This window comes from Microvirga vignae (assembly GCF_001017175.1).
Classification (GTDB): domain Bacteria; phylum Pseudomonadota; class Alphaproteobacteria; order Rhizobiales; family Beijerinckiaceae; genus Microvirga; species Microvirga vignae.
Genome location: NZ_LCYG01000056.1, coordinates 1 through 15,308, shown reverse-complemented (window position 1 = coordinate 15,308; position 15,308 = coordinate 1). Strand labels below are relative to the sequence as shown.

Below are 15,308 nucleotides of genomic sequence, written 5' to 3'. Positions count from 1 at the left end.
GTCAGAAGCCACGACGACATCTGGCACTTGGACGAGGTCTCCGTTACGATCTCTGGCAGGAGGCACTGGCTGTGGCGGGCTGTCGATCAGGATGGCTGTGTGCTCGACGAAATCGCCCCGACGCGGCGCGACACCAGAGCGGCCGAGCGCCTTCTGACCCGTCTCATGAAGAAGCAAGACTGCCACCGCGGCGAATGATCACCGACAGGCTGGGCTCCTATGCAGCCGCCCGACGCCAGATCATGCCGGCCTCGAATCCGTGGGCAAGAATGCCATTGCACAACAAGCGCTCGCAAGACAGTTCTAGCCTTTGTCATTCGCCCAGGTTGATCCGTAATGATCAACTCTCGCCGATGTCGAGTGGTCAGCGGCTATTCAAGCGCTTCAGTGTCTCCAAGAGCCGCGTGCCAACCTCCATGGCTTGCTCTGCTACGTCTGGATCAACATCAAGGCCATGCGAGGCCTGATTCATCGCCTGCAGCGCGATCTCAAACTCACCGACTCCCTCGATGGCGACGCCATTCCGCTCCAACTCCTGGAGCATAGGACCGATTCCTATACCGCCAGTGCTTCGGCCATGTGCTTGCAGCAGCAAGCGCAACTCGCGCTCGATCTCGATCCGGAGCTTCACAGCCGACATCAAGGGGAATTCGCGAGCAAGCTCCTCGGCGGTCGGCAGGTTGCCCTGGAGCTGGATCGGCAGCGACGGAGAGAGCCGATACTCAGCGACACCCATCGGCTTCACGGATTCGCGCAATGCATACTCCACCACCACCGCATTCTTGCCTTTGCAAAGAATGATCCCAATGCTCGCCCCGTCGGTTTCGTGGCGAAGCTGGTCGTCGACGGCGGAGAGATAGAAGTTCATCTTTCCGGCGAACTCCGGCTTGAACTCCTCGATCTTGAGTTCGAGGACTACGAAACAGCGCAGGCGCAGATGATAGAAAAGCAGATCGAGGTAGTAGTCCTGGCCACCAACCTGAAGGGGATACTGACTTCCGACGAACGCAAAGCCCTTGCCGAGTTCAAGGATGAGGGAGCGGAGATGATCCAGGAGGCTGCGCTCAAGCTCCCGCTCGGACATGTCTGGACCGAGTGCCAAGAAATCGAAGCTGTAGGGATCCTTGACCAGCTCCTTTGCGAGTTCTGATTGGGGCGCTGGCAGGGTCCGTTCGAAGTTGGTGATCGCTCGGCCCTGGCGATGGTACAGATCGCTTTCGATCTGATGGACCAGGATGGTGCGGCTCCAGCCATGCTCAATGGCCTGACCGGCATACCAGAGACGCTCTGCCGGATCCTTCACGGCCTCGACCAAGCGGACATTGTGGCCCCACGGCAATCGTGCAACAACCTGTTGCACGATCTCCTGGTCGGGATAGGCTTCAGCGAACGCCCGCATGTATTTGAGGTTTCGTCCCGAGAGGCCAGTCATCTCCGGAAATGCCCGGCGAAGATCTTCGCCGAGCCGGTCGATCACGCGAGCCCCCCAGCCCTCCGTCGCCTGCCGGACGAGGATGTCACGGCCGATGCTCCAGTAGAGGAGGATCAGCTCCTGGTTCACCGCGACAGCGGCTCGAAGGCGAGCGTCGCGGATTCGCTCCTTCAGCTCGCTCAGGAGCGCCGTGTATCCGTTGAGTTCCGGTGTGGAGGGTATGCGCACCATGGCATGACTTTAGCAGGGGACAGCGTGAATCGCTTTAGCCGAAAGCTGTTACTTTTAGCTCGCTGATGCAAAGTGATGGTTAACGGGATATCATTTCGCATAATCAGTGTTTTGACAAGAAGTTTGTAACCCGTGCCGTGGCAAAGTCCTCTCGACCAGGAGGATTCCATGCGCGCCAACCGACGGCTGGCACAGCTGTGGCTCGATGCGCTCGCCACCGAGCTCGGCGCTTCAGCCGGCACCATTGAGACCTATACCGACGATCTCAACTGCTATCTGGCCTGGCTCGATGCGAACGGCCTCGGCCTGGACGATGTCGGCCTGGAGCAGGTCCGAGACTACATCGCCGCTCTTGATCAGCGCGGCTATGCCGGATCGACTATCGCCCGGCGCATCACGGTCGTCCGTGGTCTTCATCGCTTTCTGATTGTTGAGGACCTGGGCTCGAACGACCCCACCTCTACTATGTCGGCCATGAAGCAGTCCCGGAAGCTTCCCTTCGTGCTCTCGATCGACCAGACGGAAGCCCTCCTGGAGACGGCCCACAAGCTCGCGGCCGATCCCTCAGTGGGCCTTTACCGGCAGGCCGGCTACGCCCGCCGCGTGGCCCTCTTCGAGACGCTCTACGCCTCGGGCATGCGCATCAGCGAGGCGCTTTCGCTACCCTCTGATGCCGCTCGTCCGGGAACCCGCATGCTGCTGATTCGGGGCAAAGGCAACAAGCAGCGGCTCGTGCCGCTCCATGGCCAAGCCATCAAGGCCATTGCCCAATGGCAGAAGCTGGCCACCGCCTATTCCGGAGGGGCGCCCTCCCCATGGCTGTTCCACTCGGTTCGCAACGGCACGAAGGCTCTGACGAGGCAAGCGGCCCTCCTTGAGATCAAAGAGGCTGCCGTGGCGGCAGGGCTGACCAATCCTGAGCGGGTGTCGCCTCACGTCCTGCGGCATGCGTTTGCCACCCACATGCATGCAGGTGGGACAGACCTGCGAGTGCTGCAGGAGCTTCTGGGCCATGCTGGCATCGAGACCACTCAGATCTACACCCATCTCGACACCTCGCGCCTGCACCAGATGGTTCGAGACTTACACCCGCTCAGCGAGCAGCAGGACGAGCGCACCACCGACTGAGGAATGACGCAGCTGCATCATCGCCGTGCCTTGGACAGAGGATCACGCTCGTTACGGCAATACGCTTAAGGTGAAATCAACGGTGGGATGGAGGATTGAGCTGGAGACCTCGCCCGGAATCGAACCGGTCTGATCAACGCTTACCTCAATAACCACATCGAGCAGGATTATCGCGCTGTAAGGCGCCGCGTCTGCCCGATGCTCAGGTCCAGGTCGATGAACAGCGCTCGCACAGTCCTCGGCATTCTCCGAAGGACGGCCGATCCGATTTTTGCCTCTTTATTGCCACGGTTATCTAGGCCAACTAGCCTCCTTCGCGTGACGCTCACGTCACCGGAGAGGTGAACCATCATGGTTCACTGGAGGGAAGCACTACGCACAAGGAAGGCCCATGGCTACGGGTATCGTTAAGTGGTTCAATGAAACCAAAGGATACGGGTTCATTACGCCGGATGGCGGCAACAAGGACGTTTTCGTGCATATCAGCGCCGTTGAACGTGCAGGATTGCACACTCTTAAAGAGGCCCAGAAGATCTCCTATGAGATTCAAACGGACCGCCGCACAGGCAGAGAAGCAGCCGCAGACCTGAAGGTTTTGTAAGTCCTCATTCCTCGCACTGCCGAGCTGTATTTCAGATTGGGCCACTCCACTGGAGTGGCCTTTTTGTTTTCCTTTCCCCGTCTTCAATCCTCAAGCGTTCTGCTGATGTCTGCTGAGGCAGATTTCCCTCTGGTCGCGACATCGTCTGCCGGAGCGATGCCCAAACCTGATCGTCAATGATACAAACGAAGTGAGCGATGTCTTCGCATCGGCCAGCGATAATTGTAATAGGGCACTCGAACATGAGCAGGCGCAGGACGTTTGGAAACCTCACTGTCCAGTCGTCATGAGTTGGAGCGATTTCATTCTATGAGAGCAAACGCATCAGACGAACACTTTCGTGTCGGACGATCTGAGACAGGCTTGGGTCTGTTCGCGACAGAGGCGATTGAGAAGGGCACGTTCATCATCGAGTACCTGGGTCCGAAGATCTCGAACGAGGAAGTTCACCACCGCCGAAGCACGCGCTATCTGTTCGAGGTGAACAGCCGCTGGACGATTGACGGCTCGCCGCGCTGGAACACCGCCCGCTACATCAATCATTCCTGCCGCCCGAATGCCGAGGCGGTGGTGTCCCGGGGCCGGATCCGCATCAAAGCCATCAAGCGCATCCGGCCGGGTGACGAGATCACCTACAACTATGGCAAGAACTACTTCGATACGTTCATCAAGCCGATTGGATGCAAGTGCCTGGCCTGCAGAACAGCTCAATCCAAACGGATGAAGGCTTCAAGACTTCGGTGAACAGCGCTTTTGGACTTTGCACAGCACCGACATTGATGCTGCAGTTCTAAGCCACCCTGCCGATCCTGGTGGCGAAGGCCTGGTCTGCTGCGGCATCGTTCTCGTGCTGCCGCCGGCGGAACTCCGCCAGTTCGCGTTTCACGTCCTGGTACAGAGGGCGATGGGCAGCACCGTGCTGTTCAACGATATCAGCCAGGATGTTGACGGCCCGGATGAGCTTCTCCTCAGTGACCGGTCCCCGTTCGCGGGGTTGCCATGCTGTCATCGTACGTACTCCTTACTCACAAGGAGGCACAGTGCGGTGGTTGCCTTGACAACAGGTAAACGCGGGCTCCTCGAACCGTTCATTCGCAACCCGACTACAGATCTTTGTATCCGCGCTGCCGCTGTGCCTGAGCGATGGTCTCAAGCGCCCAGCCAGCCTCAGTCTCGCTGTCGAAGATCTCGACCCGTTCCTGGCCGCGGGAGCCGACCGGACCCCAGTTGCGCACGAGGCGGATGGTGCCGAACAGATCGCGCTCAATCATCAGACTGTAAAAGCGCGCCCTTCCCTGCTCCGAATCTCTCCGGTGCAGCACCAGATGGTGCCGGATGGGGGAACGCTCGTCGGGCATTGGAGTGTCGGCTCGGCGGGGCTGGCCGGCGAACCCTCGCTAGTGGGGCCACTGGCTCTGCTGAGCCCGTTCCATCTCCCGCATCATGGCCGCCTGAACATCACCGAGATTGGCCTGATGCAGCTGACCGCTCCCATTGAGACGCGATCCGCTCGGCTGCGGATCGGGCTCCGGGAGGCGGGTCTGCCTGGGCGCAGGCCGGTTGATCTGCGCGCGCTGCTGAGACCGCACGTCAGTGAACCGGTTCTCCAGAGTGTCCAGCAAGCTCCCTAGGGCTGCGTCGGAGAGCTCCACCTCCCTTCTCTCCGTGATTCCGTCCATGGCCAACGCCAGATTGCTGAAGTGGCGATCAGTCGTGACCTCAGGGCCGAACCACGGCAGGGGATGAAGATCCCGAACCTCGGCCTCGCTCGCGAACTCCACCGTGATCACGTGCAGCGGGCTGGGCCTGATGAACTGGTCGACAAAAACGTCCCGGCCGCCGACCGAGAGCCTGGTGCGGACATAGTCGACCTCGCCGGCCGTCACATCGAGCAAGGCTTCCGCATGCGATTGAGGCACTTCCGTGCGCTCTTCGGTGAAGCCATTCCGGTGGCGATATCTGAGGACGAGAAAACTCTTGCGATCGTTGAGAAGCACGTAAGAGCTCCGGCCCTCCCGTTCCGGGAAGTAGCCTTCGATTTGCCTCGCGCCGCCACGCTCCCTCAGGATGAGGCGGGCCAGGGAGGGGGCAAGGAGAAAGCGGCGGGTCGTTGTCATAGGGCGATGACACTCAATGGAAGATGGAACTTGCTGCGGCTTTCGTATAGGCAGGACGAACGCATAAGCAAGACAGAACAAGGCTATTGCTTAATATCGGCGCTTGTCCTGTCGCCGGCCCAGACACCTATCAGCCGGAGGAACCCCAAACCGCTCGCACCCGCATGCATCGGCATGCGCTTCGGGTGTGCTCAGGGTTCTACCGGATGAGAAGGGCGCTTCCGTAGAGGCCGAAGCCGAAGACAACGTGACCAAGGATGTTGAGAGCCCTGATCTGGTTGGCATTCGGGCGTTTGGCGGCCGCGATGCCAGCTCCCATCCCGGGTTGGAGCAGAAACCAGCCCGCGCCGACAGTGACGACCCCGACGATCAAGGGAGGGGCCGGTGTCGGCTGCGCGGCCCAGCCGGATGGTGCAATGGCAAGGAGAATGCCAGCGAAGGTGATGCCGACGATGTAGTGCGCCATCCATCCGGCTGCCAGCTCGAAGGGAACGGCGCGGGCCTTGGCGATGTCCTGGTGAAACACCTTGCCTCCTGCGAGATGGCAGAACCAGCGTCCCACGAGAGCCCAGTTGGCGGTGGGAAACCCAAAGATCCGGTTCAGCAGAAGTCCCCACAGGTCGAAAAGCGCCGTCGCTCCAACGCCGATCAGAAGAGAACGATACAGGAAGTCGGTCACGAAGGGATCCTCATGGATTGGTCGCTGCATCCATTGCTGCTCAGGAAGCTGCGATAGGCGGGATTGTCGGTCTCGTCCCAATAGGGATAGCCAAGCTCCTCCAGGCTGCGCTTCAATCGTGGCCGCTCCTCTTTCGGAACTTGGATGCCAGCCAGCACCCGTCCGTAATCGGCACCATGGTTACGGTAATGAAACAACGAGATGTTCCAGTTGCCGGATAGCCCATTGAGGAATTTGAGCAGGGCGCCGGGCCGTTCCGGGAACTGGAAGCGGAAGATCAACTCGTCCTTCAGACCGGGGGTACGCCCGCCGACCATGTAGCGCACGTGCAGCTTGGCCATCTCATTGTCGCTCATGTCGAGCACGGGATAGCCCTGCTCCCGCAGCATCGCGACAATCTGGTGCTTTTCCTGATCACCTTCGGAGAGCTGCACGCCGACGAAGATCTGCGCCGCCCGAGGATCCGAATAGCGATAGTTGAACTCGGTGATCGAGCGCTTGCCCAACAGCTGGATGAACCGGCGATAGCTGCCCGGCCGCTCCGGGATGGTCACCGCCAGCAAGGCCTCCCGGTGCTCGCCGATCTCGGCCCGTTCGGCGATGTGGCGGAGCCGGTCGAAGTTCATGTTGGCGCCGCTGTTGATCGCAACCAGTCCGCACGGCCGCGCTCCCTCACGTTCCACATACTTCTTCAATCCGGCGAGACTGACGGCCCCGGAGGGCTCGGCAATGGCCCGGGTGTCCTCGAAGATGTCCTTGACGGCCGCGCAGATCTCATCCGTGCTGACGGTGATCACCTCATCGAGCAGCTCGCGGCAGAGGCGGAAGGTCTCCTCGCCGGCCTGCCGCACGGCGACCCCGTCAGCGAAGAGCCCGACCTGGTTCAGGATGACCCGCTCGCCGGCTGACAGGGCCGCAGCCATACTGGCGGCGTCCTCCGGCTCGACGCCGATCACTTTTACATCGGGGCGCAGGAACCTGGTGTAGACTGCAACTCCCGCGGCAAGCCCGCCACCGCCGATCGCGACGAAGACGGCCTCGAGCGGATCGGGATGCTGGCGCAGGATCTCCATGCCGACCGTCCCCTGGCCGGCGATGACGTCAGGATCATCATAAGGGTGAATGAAGGTCAGGCCCTTTTCGGCCTCGAGCTGCCGGGCATGGGTGTAGGCCTCGTCGAAGCTCTCGCCATGGAGTACCACGCGCCCGCCCTGCCCCCGAACAGCCTGAACCTTGATGGCCGGCGTGGTGCGCGGCATCACGATGGTTGCCCTGGCACCCAGCTTCTGAGCGGCGAGGGCGACCCCTTGGGCGTGGTTGCCGGCCGAGGCACAGATCACGCCTCGTTCGAGAGCATCCCGCGGCAGACTTGCCATCTTGTTATAGGCGCCGCGCAGCTTGAACGAGAACACCGGCTGCAGATCCTCGCGCTTGAGGCGGACCGGGCTGCTGAGCCGTTGCGACAGACGCGGCATGGGATCGAGCGGGCTTTCGATCGCCACGTCATAGACCCGGGCTGTCAGGATCTTTCGGATGTAGTCCTGCACGTCTGATACGCTCCTGTGCCGTGGAAGCCGTCCTGCGCCTTATCCACCAAGTGTGCAGGCCAGCTCAAGAGCGTCTATCGCCCGTTAAGCTGAGCGGATCACAATACAAGAGCAATGCACCGAGAGCACTTGAACTGGAACGGGAGATCAGAGGCGGGCTGGCCATGCGCGAGTTGGTCTGCGCCTACACCATACGGTTCAGCATCACGATGGCGTCATGCTACTAAAGCATAACTGCCTTCTATAATTTCCGCTCCTCAGGCCGCTCGCGCATCTTTATATGCTGCATCGCAACAAGAGCAACGATCGCTGGTCATGGTGATCGGCCAACTGCTGGGGCTTTCCATGTTCGTTACCTACATCCTGTCGAAGATCCGCGCCTACAAGCTCTACCGTCAGACCGTCAGCGAATTGTCGGAGCTCTCCGACCGCGAGTTGGCCGATCTGGGTGTGTCCCGCTTTGAGATCACCGCTGTGGCCCGCAAGGCCACCTTCGCGTAAGCAGCCGCCCGGCTCCGGATCAGGCTCTCGCCCGCCGGAACGGCGGGCGTTCGCTATCGAGCATGAGCCGTCCGATTGTGCAAAGATCTGACTCGTCCTGTTAGAACCGACATCGATGCCATCACCCAAGAAGAGGCAATCCGGCGTCCGGATCCCGCTCCGCTTCGAACCGCCTACCTTGGAGGAGGCGATCTATGCCGCGCAGGGGCTGACCGATGACGTCGATGGCCAGGCAGAGATTGCCGCAAGGCTGATGGGATTGCCGGAGGCGGATGTTAGAATGGCGATCCTGAAGGCGGCACCCGGCAGGCCCCGTCTCCCCAGCCGCCCGTCAGCCCAGGCTCGGTTTACGCCGGGCCGGCAGCCGGTCGTGGTCGAGCGCAGAACGCCCCGCGTCCTGATCCGCCGAGGGCTGGCTTCCCTTTCACCCGATCACCTCTGATCTCAAGAGACCGTCCCCCGGTTGGTCCCTGTGCACCCAGGGTGCCTGAAGGTCGTGCCTCTGCCCACATCCAAAGTTCGTCTCGACCGAGGGAGCCAAGCGACCTATCGTGGCCCTCTCGTATCTTGTGCGCTTCTGAGTACCCATGGTGTCTTCCTCTTCCGCTCGGCGACCAAAGGCTCGCGTGCAGCATCATGCGGCCCCGACCGTCGATCTCAGCGCTGTCATCATGGCCGCCACGCCCGACGAGCCACGGGTCCTCACGGTCCGGGGTCAGCCTCATCAGCTTGACGGCTTGCCGTCTGGCCCCTTGCGGTCCGAGCACCGGACGCTGGAGGCGGGACTGCGCACGTGGGTGGCCGAACAGACCCAGCTGACCCTGGGCTATGTCGAGCAGCTCTACACGTTTGGGGACCGCGACCGAGCCGAAGCGGATATCCAGGGCGGCGGGCATGCCCTGTCGATCGCCTATCTCGCCCTTGTGCGCGAGGCGCGCCCCGCCGGACTGGCGCATGCTGCCTGGCAGAACTGGTATGGCTATCTGCCGTGGGAGGACTGGCGGAACGGCCGGCCCAAGGCGCTTGGGGTCATCGAACCCGCCTTGAAGGCGTGGGCACGGGCGGGCGGCAAAACCTTGAGGCAGTTCCGCGAGGAGCGCATCGAACTCACGTTCGGGTTCGAATCCGGCACTTGGACCGATGAGCGGGTGCTGGAGCGTTATGAGCTGCTCTACGAGGCGGGTCTCGTTTCCGAGGCCCTCCGGGACGCACAGAAGCCGGTCTCCTCCAAGGTACGGCTCGCACCCGGTCAGCCGATGGCGCTGGACCACAGGCGGATCCTGGCTACGGCCATCGGACGCCTGCGCGGCAAGATCAAATACCGGCCGGTCATTTTCGAGCTGATGCCTGCGTCCTTCACGCTGCTGGACCTCCAACGGACGGTCGAGGCCCTGTCGGGCGTGCGCCTCCACAAGCAGAATTTTCGTCGCCTCGTCGAGATGCAGGGCTTGGTCGAGGAAACGGGCGAGATCACAACCGAAACGGGTGGACGCCCTGCCCGTCTCGTGCGCTTCCGGCGCGAGGTTCTGATCGAACGGCCCGCTCCTGGCGTCCGACTGCCTCGCTTACGGTGAGCCACTGTTAAAGCACATGGTGGGTTGACGCGTGCTTATGCTCGCGTCTAGCATAAGCTGTATGCCGGCTATGCAGCCGGCTTTATCGTGCTCTTCTAATACTCATGATGAGCATACATATGACTCACTAATGCTCTCTATGAGCATAGGAGGCTGCTATGTCCGGTGCTGCTTCAATGGTGTCCACGTCCCTGCCCTTGCCCGATCTCTACGCCCGTGTCAGGCACCACGTACCGGCCATGGAGTGGCCGGTCTACGCAAATGACATCGAGGCGATCCTTGCCCTCAAGCGCGAGCACAAGGCGGTCATTCTGGCCCACAACTACCAGACGCCCGAGATCTTTCACACGGTAGCCGACATTGTTGGCGACAGCCTGGCCCTGGCCCGTGAAGCTGTGAATACGGATGCTGACGTGATCGTGCTCGCGGGTGTGCATTTCATGGCGGAGACCGCCAAACTGCTCAATCCGGACAAGACAGTGCTCATTCCGGATGCTGAGGCAGGCTGCTCGCTTGCCGAATCCATCACTGCAGAGGACGTGCGCCAGTTGCGGGCGCGCTACCCGGACGTACCTGTGGTCACCTATGTGAACACGTCAGCCGCCGTGAAGGCCGAGTCGGACATCTGCTGCACCTCGGGCAATGCCAAGAAGGTCATTGAATCCCTCGGGGTCGACCGCGTGATCATGCTGCCGGATGAGTTCCTGGCGCAGAACACAGCGGCGCAGGTACCGGGGATTGAGATCATCACTTGGGCCGGTCACTGCGAGGTCCATGAGCGCTTCACCGCCGACGACATCCGCGCGGTGCGCGAGAGCTACCCGGACGTGGTGGTGTTGGCTCACCCAGAGGCGCCTCCGGAGGTGGTGGCGGAAGCGGACTTTGCCGGATCGACGGCGGGCATGGCCGACTTCGTGGGCAAGCAGCGCCCGGCGCGTGTTGCCCTCGTGACCGAGTGCTCGATGAGCGACAATGTGGCGGCACTTTATCCAGAGGTCGAGTTCGTGCGGCCGTGCAATCTCTGCCCGCACATGAAGCGGATCACCCTGCCCAAGATCCGCCGAGCCTTGGAGCAGCGCCAGCACGAGGTCACGATCGATCCGACGGTGGCTGAGCGGGCGCGGCTGGCGGTTGAACGCATGCTCGCAGTTCGCTGAGGCCTGACCATGACAACAGCCAATCCGCACGATCGTATCGTGGTCGTCGGCGGCGGCATCGCGGGGCTGGCAACAGCCCTGCACTTGGCGCCGCTGCCCGTGACCCTGCTTGTGGCCTCGCCTCTCGGACAGCAAGCCTCCACGCCTCTGGCGCAGGGCGGGATCGCGGCCGCCCTGGGAGCCGATGACGATCCTGCCCTGCACGCGACCGACACCCTTCAGGCGGGTGCTGGTCTCAGCAATCCCGATGTCGCGGCGCGTGTTGCAAGAGCCGCTCCCTCCTGCATCGAATGGCTGGTTGCTCAAGGCGCCTCCTTTGATCGGACAGCATCTGGTGATGGGCTGATCCTGGGATTGGAAGCCGCGCACTCGCGCCGTCGGATCGTTCATGCACAGGGTGACCGAACCGGCAGAAGTGTTCTGGAGGCACTCATCCACGCCGTCAGGAAAACTCCCTCAATTCAGATCATGGAGAACCATCGCGTCACTGATCTGGCGCTGGACGCCAATGGCGCGGCGGCAGGTGCATTCTGCGCGCCATGGGGATCTGAAGGCAGCGAGGAGCCCATCCTGATCCCCGGCCGGGCCGTGGTCTTGGCGACAGGCGGGATCGGAGGTCTTTACGCACACACCACCAACCCTCTGACCGCACAGGGAGGAGGACTGGCGCTGGCAGCCCGTGCAGGGGCTGTCTTGCGCGATCTCGAATTCGTTCAGTTCCATCCCACGGCCATTGCCGCTGGTCTTGATCCGATGCCGCTGGCAACCGAAGCCCTGCGCGGCGAAGGTGCAATGCTCGTCAACAGTCGCGGTGAGCGCTTCATGCAAGCGGTTCCCGGAGCGGAACTTGCACCCCGCGATGTGGTGGCACGGGCGATCTTTGCCCAGATCTGTGCGGGTGAGCGCGTCTTCCTTGATACGCGACACGTGCTTGGTGAGCACATCACCAGCAAATTCCCGGGTGTGACAGCGCTATGCCGGGCCGCCGGCATTGACCCAATTCGCGATCCTGTTCCCGTGCGCCCTGCCGCTCATTACCACATGGGCGGGATCAAGGTGGATGATCAGAGCCGCAGCTCTGTCGAAGGGCTCTGGGCCTGCGGCGAGGTCGCTTCGACCGGCCTGCACGGGGCCAACCGGCTGGCGAGCAACTCTCTGCTTGAGGCACTGGCCTATGCGGCCTGGATTGCCGACGGCATCAGGGGAATGGAAAGCAGGCCGTCGATGGTCCAGCCCCCCTCTCCTTCCTTTGCCCCGTGGCATCGATCCAACTCTCGTAATCAGCAGTCCTTGTGTTTGCAGCAGATCCGGTCTGTCATGGATCGGCAGGTTGGCGTGCTTCGCGATGCGGCGGGATTGCACCAGGCTGTCCGCCACTGCAGTGCGCTGACTCATGAGGCGCGTTCGATACGCGAGCGCGATGCTGTCTTGGTCAGCCTGATGATCGCGACAGCCGCTTATAGTCGGAACGAGAGCCGGGGCGCTCATCAGCGGCTGGACCATCCTCACCTGATGCCGGAACAGCATACCGAGATGACCCTCGATCAGGCGCTGCGCATTGCAGCGGAGATCGACAACGAGACAGCCGCACCCGTCAGGAGAGTCGCATGAAACCGATCGTCGCCACACACGACGTCTTGGCTCCGCTCCCGCGCCTGCTGGTGGAGCCTATTGTGCGCTCCGCGTTGCTCGAGGATCTGGGTCGGGCCGGAGACATCACGACGGATGCCGTCATTCCCACAGGCGCCAGACTGCGTGGAGCCATTATGGCGCGTGAGCCAGGCGTCGTCGCCGGCGTGGATGTGGCGCTTCTGGCATTCAACTTGATCGACCCTGCCGTCGCGGTAGCCGTTGACCGACCCGACGGCAGTCGTGTTGAACGAGGAGAGGCCGTTCTCCGGGTGGAAGGCCCGGCCCGGAGCATTCTCTCGGCGGAGCGCGTTGCCCTGAACCTCGTCTGCCGGATGTCGGGCATTGCAACGGCGACGGCTGCTCTCGTCGACGCCGTTCGTCCCCATGGACATGCCCGGATCGTCTGTACGCGCAAGACGACACCAGGGCTGCGCTCGCTTGAGAAGCATGCCGTCCGGGCCGGAGGAGGAGCCAATCATCGCTTCGGACTCGATGATGCCGTTCTGATCAAGGACAACCACATCGCCATCGCCGGAGGTGTCAGGCCAGCCCTGGAGCGAGCGCGTGCCGCTGTTGGCCATCTCGTCAAGATCGAGATCGAGGTGGACACCCTCGATCAGCTGGATGAGGTGCTGGCGGTTGGAGCCGACGTAATCCTTCTCGACAACATGGGCCCGGACACTCTCTCGGAGGCAGTCAGGCGGGTGGACAAGCGAGCCATCACGGAAGCCTCTGGCCGGATCACGGCGGCAACAGCGCCCGCGATCGCAGCAACAGGCGTCGATTTGATCTCTGCGGGCTGGATCACGCACAGCGCTCCTATCCTCGATCTGGGCTTAGACCTGGCCTAGCGCAGATTGCGGGATCTCGAAGCCCTAAGAAGTGGCGGTGTGCTCGATAGGTACTTTGTTCCAGGCGAGGCTACTTTTGACGTTGGAAGCGCCTACCAATCTTCAGGGTCCTGGTCGGCTTACCATCAGCGTTGCCGCGGCTGCAGAGAGCGGGCCAGCTCGCGGATGACTGCATCCTCGATGCCGAGGTCATCGACCTCCTGATCCGCCTCGGTCGCCGGCTGGGATACAGGAGCCTCCGAGGGTGGAGAGGCATCGGCTCCTGGTTCGTCCGACCCCACCGCTTGCCCCGGCAGCGGCCAAGTCGTAAATCTATCCTCAAGAAGGTCGAGCAAGCTGTTGAGTGCTGCGTTCGTGAGTTCAACCTCAGGAGCGTCTGGGCGACCATCCAGAGCCAGACGCCGGCGCTGGTAGGCGGGCTCGGCGCTGACCTCCGGGCCAAACCAGGGCAGCGGAGGCAAGTCCTGCCCGTCCTCGGGCGCACTGGCTACTGCGACCAGATCAAGGGGACCAGGCTTGACGAAATGAAGGGCCCGGATCTCGCGCGCGCCAATCGAGAGCCTGGTTCGCACATACTCCGCCTGGCCCTGGCTGACCGCGAGCAAGGCCTGCGCATGGGCCAGGGGGAGGTCCGCCGGTTCCTCGGACGCTCCGTCACCCTCGGCCTCAAGGATCAGGCTGCTCCCGGTCTCCTCGATCTGCACGAAGGTGCTGTGCTGCGGCTGGTCCGGGAAGTAGCCCTCCAGCACGCGTTCGCCTCCCCTCTCCTTCTGGATCAGACGAGCCAGCGAGGGAGCAATCCTGAACAGGCGATGCGCAGGCACGCGGTGTGACCTCTCTCATAGGCTGTTGACGGGCTTTTGCCGTGGCCCTGAACTTAGAGCGTACCTATGAGAGAAAAAGCAGCTTCCCGCTGATGTCTGGCTGGCTAATAGGCGCGTACCTCGGGAGATGCCCCGTTAGAGGCACGCCAGCAGGAGGCTCACGCCAATCAAGGCTCCCACCGAGGCGACAAAGCGGATGGCTGCTTGGGTGAGCTTGGCGCCCAGCATGAGATCAAAATCATGGGCTGCGACATCGGTCTGACGCATGGCAAATACCTTCAGGATGAACTTGGTGCGGGCAATGGAAGTTCGCTGCTGCCAGCAGCGCTAATCAGCCAGCGTCCTATGCTCGATTGGCGGGATAATGTCTGTACCCGAGAGGACACAGAGCGCTCAATTGTTCCTGCCCATGGTGGGCTGTCGTGTTCCGTCACTCACACGGTCCGCAAGCCTATGGGGAGCGGATCAGAAGCGCTCAGGCCGCGACCTGGCCAATCATCTATATGTCAGCGGATTTAATTGATGAGGGCTTTTTGCGCGCCTTCCTCTTACCTCACCCAGTGAGCGAGAGCATCGTGCAAGAATGTAGACCTGTTTTTCTCGCGGCGAGCGATGCAATCCCGGACGGGAAAGCCTCGGACGCTCCGATCCCAACAGCGCCTCCGAAGCCCTCTTCTTCCCAAGCCGCATCGTCGAGCAAGCTCTCCGATGAATTCTTGTCAGCAATCTAAGGGCGGCGGATCCCGGCGGCAGCAAGCCTCGCCTCCCTGGCCCTCATGTGCTCACGGTGGGCCGTGTAGAGGCCGCTCGCCGCGATGACGACCCCGCCGACGAGGGTCATGGCCCCTGGGACGGTGCCGAAGATGGCGAAGCCGAGCAGCCCGGCGAACAGGAGCTGGACATAGGAGAACGGGGCGATGGTGGACGCTGCGGCCTTGCGGTAGGCCAGGATGATGAGCCAGTGGCCCATGGTCGAGAAGGCGCCCATCAGGACGGCCAGGCCGATCTCCCCAGCGGTGGGTGTGCGCCAGTTG

At 62.0% G+C, this 15,308-nt stretch carries 17 protein-coding genes and 2 pseudogenes; 10 read left to right on the top strand and 9 right to left on the bottom strand.

Annotated elements, in window-relative coordinates; genetic code table 11:
* Positions 1 to 6: 6 nt before the first annotated feature.
* Positions 7 to 255 (top strand): annotated as a pseudogene (locus tag AA309_RS33330) (DDE-type integrase/transposase/recombinase); the annotation flags it as partial.
* Positions 256 to 364: 109 nt separating this feature from the next.
* Here AA309_RS33330 and AA309_RS20590 read toward each other — a convergent pair.
* Entirely contained in the window at positions 365 to 1,663 is a 1,299-nt protein-coding gene (locus AA309_RS20590) for a PDDEXK nuclease domain-containing protein (protein ID WP_047190903.1), read from the bottom strand.
* Between the two features lie 168 nt (positions 1,664 to 1,831).
* Here AA309_RS20590 and AA309_RS20585 point away from each other — a divergent pair, with 168 nt between their 5' ends.
* From AA309_RS20585 to AA309_RS20575, 3 genes are all read left to right on the top strand, one after another.
* On the top strand, positions 1,832 to 2,791 hold the full coding sequence (locus AA309_RS20585) for a tyrosine recombinase (protein WP_047190902.1): 960 nt from the start codon (positions 1,832 to 1,834) through the stop codon (positions 2,789 to 2,791).
* A gap of 391 nt (positions 2,792 to 3,182) precedes the next feature.
* Positions 3,183 to 3,392: a cold-shock protein gene (locus AA309_RS20580; protein WP_047190901.1), complete on the top strand. Its 210-nt coding sequence runs from the start codon at positions 3,183 to 3,185 to the stop codon at positions 3,390 to 3,392.
* A gap of 363 nt (positions 3,393 to 3,755) precedes the next feature.
* Positions 3,756 to 4,136, top strand: a complete 381-nt coding sequence (locus tag AA309_RS20575) for an SET domain-containing protein (protein ID WP_052954889.1) — start codon at positions 3,756 to 3,758, stop codon at positions 4,134 to 4,136.
* Positions 4,137 to 4,182: 46 nt separating this feature from the next.
* Here the strand turns inward: AA309_RS20575 and AA309_RS20570 are convergent, their stop codons facing one another.
* From AA309_RS20570 to ilvA, 5 genes are all read right to left on the bottom strand, one after another.
* Entirely contained in the window at positions 4,183 to 4,401 is a 219-nt protein-coding gene (locus AA309_RS20570) for a hypothetical protein (protein WP_047190900.1), read from the bottom strand.
* A 94-nt stretch (positions 4,402 to 4,495) separates the two neighbouring features.
* Complete coding sequence (locus tag AA309_RS20565; RefSeq protein ID WP_047190899.1) at positions 4,496 to 4,750, bottom strand: WGR domain-containing protein; 255 nt, start codon at positions 4,748 to 4,750, stop codon at positions 4,496 to 4,498.
* Between the two features lie 39 nt (positions 4,751 to 4,789).
* A complete protein-coding gene (locus AA309_RS20560; RefSeq protein ID WP_052954888.1) occupies positions 4,790 to 5,509 on the bottom strand; it encodes a CYTH domain-containing protein in 720 nt (239 codons plus the stop codon).
* 199 nt (positions 5,510 to 5,708) lie between these two features.
* Positions 5,709 to 6,188: a DUF2938 domain-containing protein gene (locus tag AA309_RS20555; protein ID WP_047190898.1), complete on the bottom strand. Its 480-nt coding sequence runs from the start codon at positions 6,186 to 6,188 to the stop codon at positions 5,709 to 5,711.
* Positions 6,185 to 7,735: a threonine ammonia-lyase, biosynthetic gene (gene ilvA, locus AA309_RS20550; protein WP_047190897.1), complete on the bottom strand. Its 1,551-nt coding sequence runs from the start codon at positions 7,733 to 7,735 to the stop codon at positions 6,185 to 6,187. Before ilvA ends, AA309_RS20555 begins: the two co-directional genes overlap by 4 nt.
* Before the next feature lie 345 nt (positions 7,736 to 8,080).
* Here ilvA and AA309_RS20545 point away from each other — a divergent pair, with 345 nt between their 5' ends.
* The 6 genes from AA309_RS20545 (at position 8,081) to nadC (ending at position 13,450) form a co-directional block, all read left to right on the top strand.
* Complete coding sequence (locus AA309_RS20545) at positions 8,081 to 8,236, top strand: DUF1127 domain-containing protein (protein ID WP_084731472.1); 156 nt, start codon at positions 8,081 to 8,083, stop codon at positions 8,234 to 8,236.
* 115 nt (positions 8,237 to 8,351) lie between these two features.
* Entirely contained in the window at positions 8,352 to 8,678 is a 327-nt protein-coding gene (locus AA309_RS20540; protein WP_047190895.1) for a hypothetical protein, read from the top strand.
* Between the two features lie 145 nt (positions 8,679 to 8,823).
* Positions 8,824 to 9,810, top strand: a complete 987-nt coding sequence (locus AA309_RS20535; protein WP_047190894.1) for an NUDIX hydrolase — start codon at positions 8,824 to 8,826, stop codon at positions 9,808 to 9,810.
* Between the two features lie 158 nt (positions 9,811 to 9,968).
* A complete protein-coding gene (gene nadA, locus AA309_RS20530) occupies positions 9,969 to 10,967 on the top strand; it encodes a quinolinate synthase NadA (protein ID WP_047190893.1) in 999 nt (332 codons plus the stop codon).
* A gap of 9 nt (positions 10,968 to 10,976) precedes the next feature.
* Entirely contained in the window at positions 10,977 to 12,578 is a 1,602-nt protein-coding gene (locus AA309_RS20525; protein WP_084731449.1) for an L-aspartate oxidase, read from the top strand.
* Positions 12,575 to 13,450 carry a carboxylating nicotinate-nucleotide diphosphorylase gene (nadC, locus tag AA309_RS20520; RefSeq protein ID WP_047190891.1) on the top strand — a complete coding sequence of 292 codons (876 nt, stop codon included), beginning with the start codon at positions 12,575 to 12,577 and terminating at the stop codon, positions 13,448 to 13,450. The genes AA309_RS20525 and nadC overlap by 4 nt, the downstream gene beginning before the upstream one ends.
* Before the next feature lie 125 nt (positions 13,451 to 13,575).
* Here nadC and AA309_RS20515 read toward each other — a convergent pair whose 3' ends face one another.
* The 3 genes and pseudogenes from AA309_RS20515 to AA309_RS35390 all read right to left on the bottom strand — a co-directional run.
* A complete protein-coding gene (locus tag AA309_RS20515; RefSeq protein ID WP_052954887.1) occupies positions 13,576 to 14,274 on the bottom strand; it encodes a hypothetical protein in 699 nt (232 codons plus the stop codon).
* A 135-nt stretch (positions 14,275 to 14,409) separates the two neighbouring features.
* Positions 14,410 to 14,541 (bottom strand): hypothetical protein, encoded by a 132-nt coding sequence (locus AA309_RS37265; RefSeq protein ID WP_280136915.1) that lies wholly within the window; start codon positions 14,539 to 14,541, stop codon positions 14,410 to 14,412.
* A gap of 460 nt (positions 14,542 to 15,001) precedes the next feature.
* Positions 15,002 to 15,308, bottom strand: a pseudogene (locus AA309_RS35390) (DMT family transporter); the annotation flags it as partial.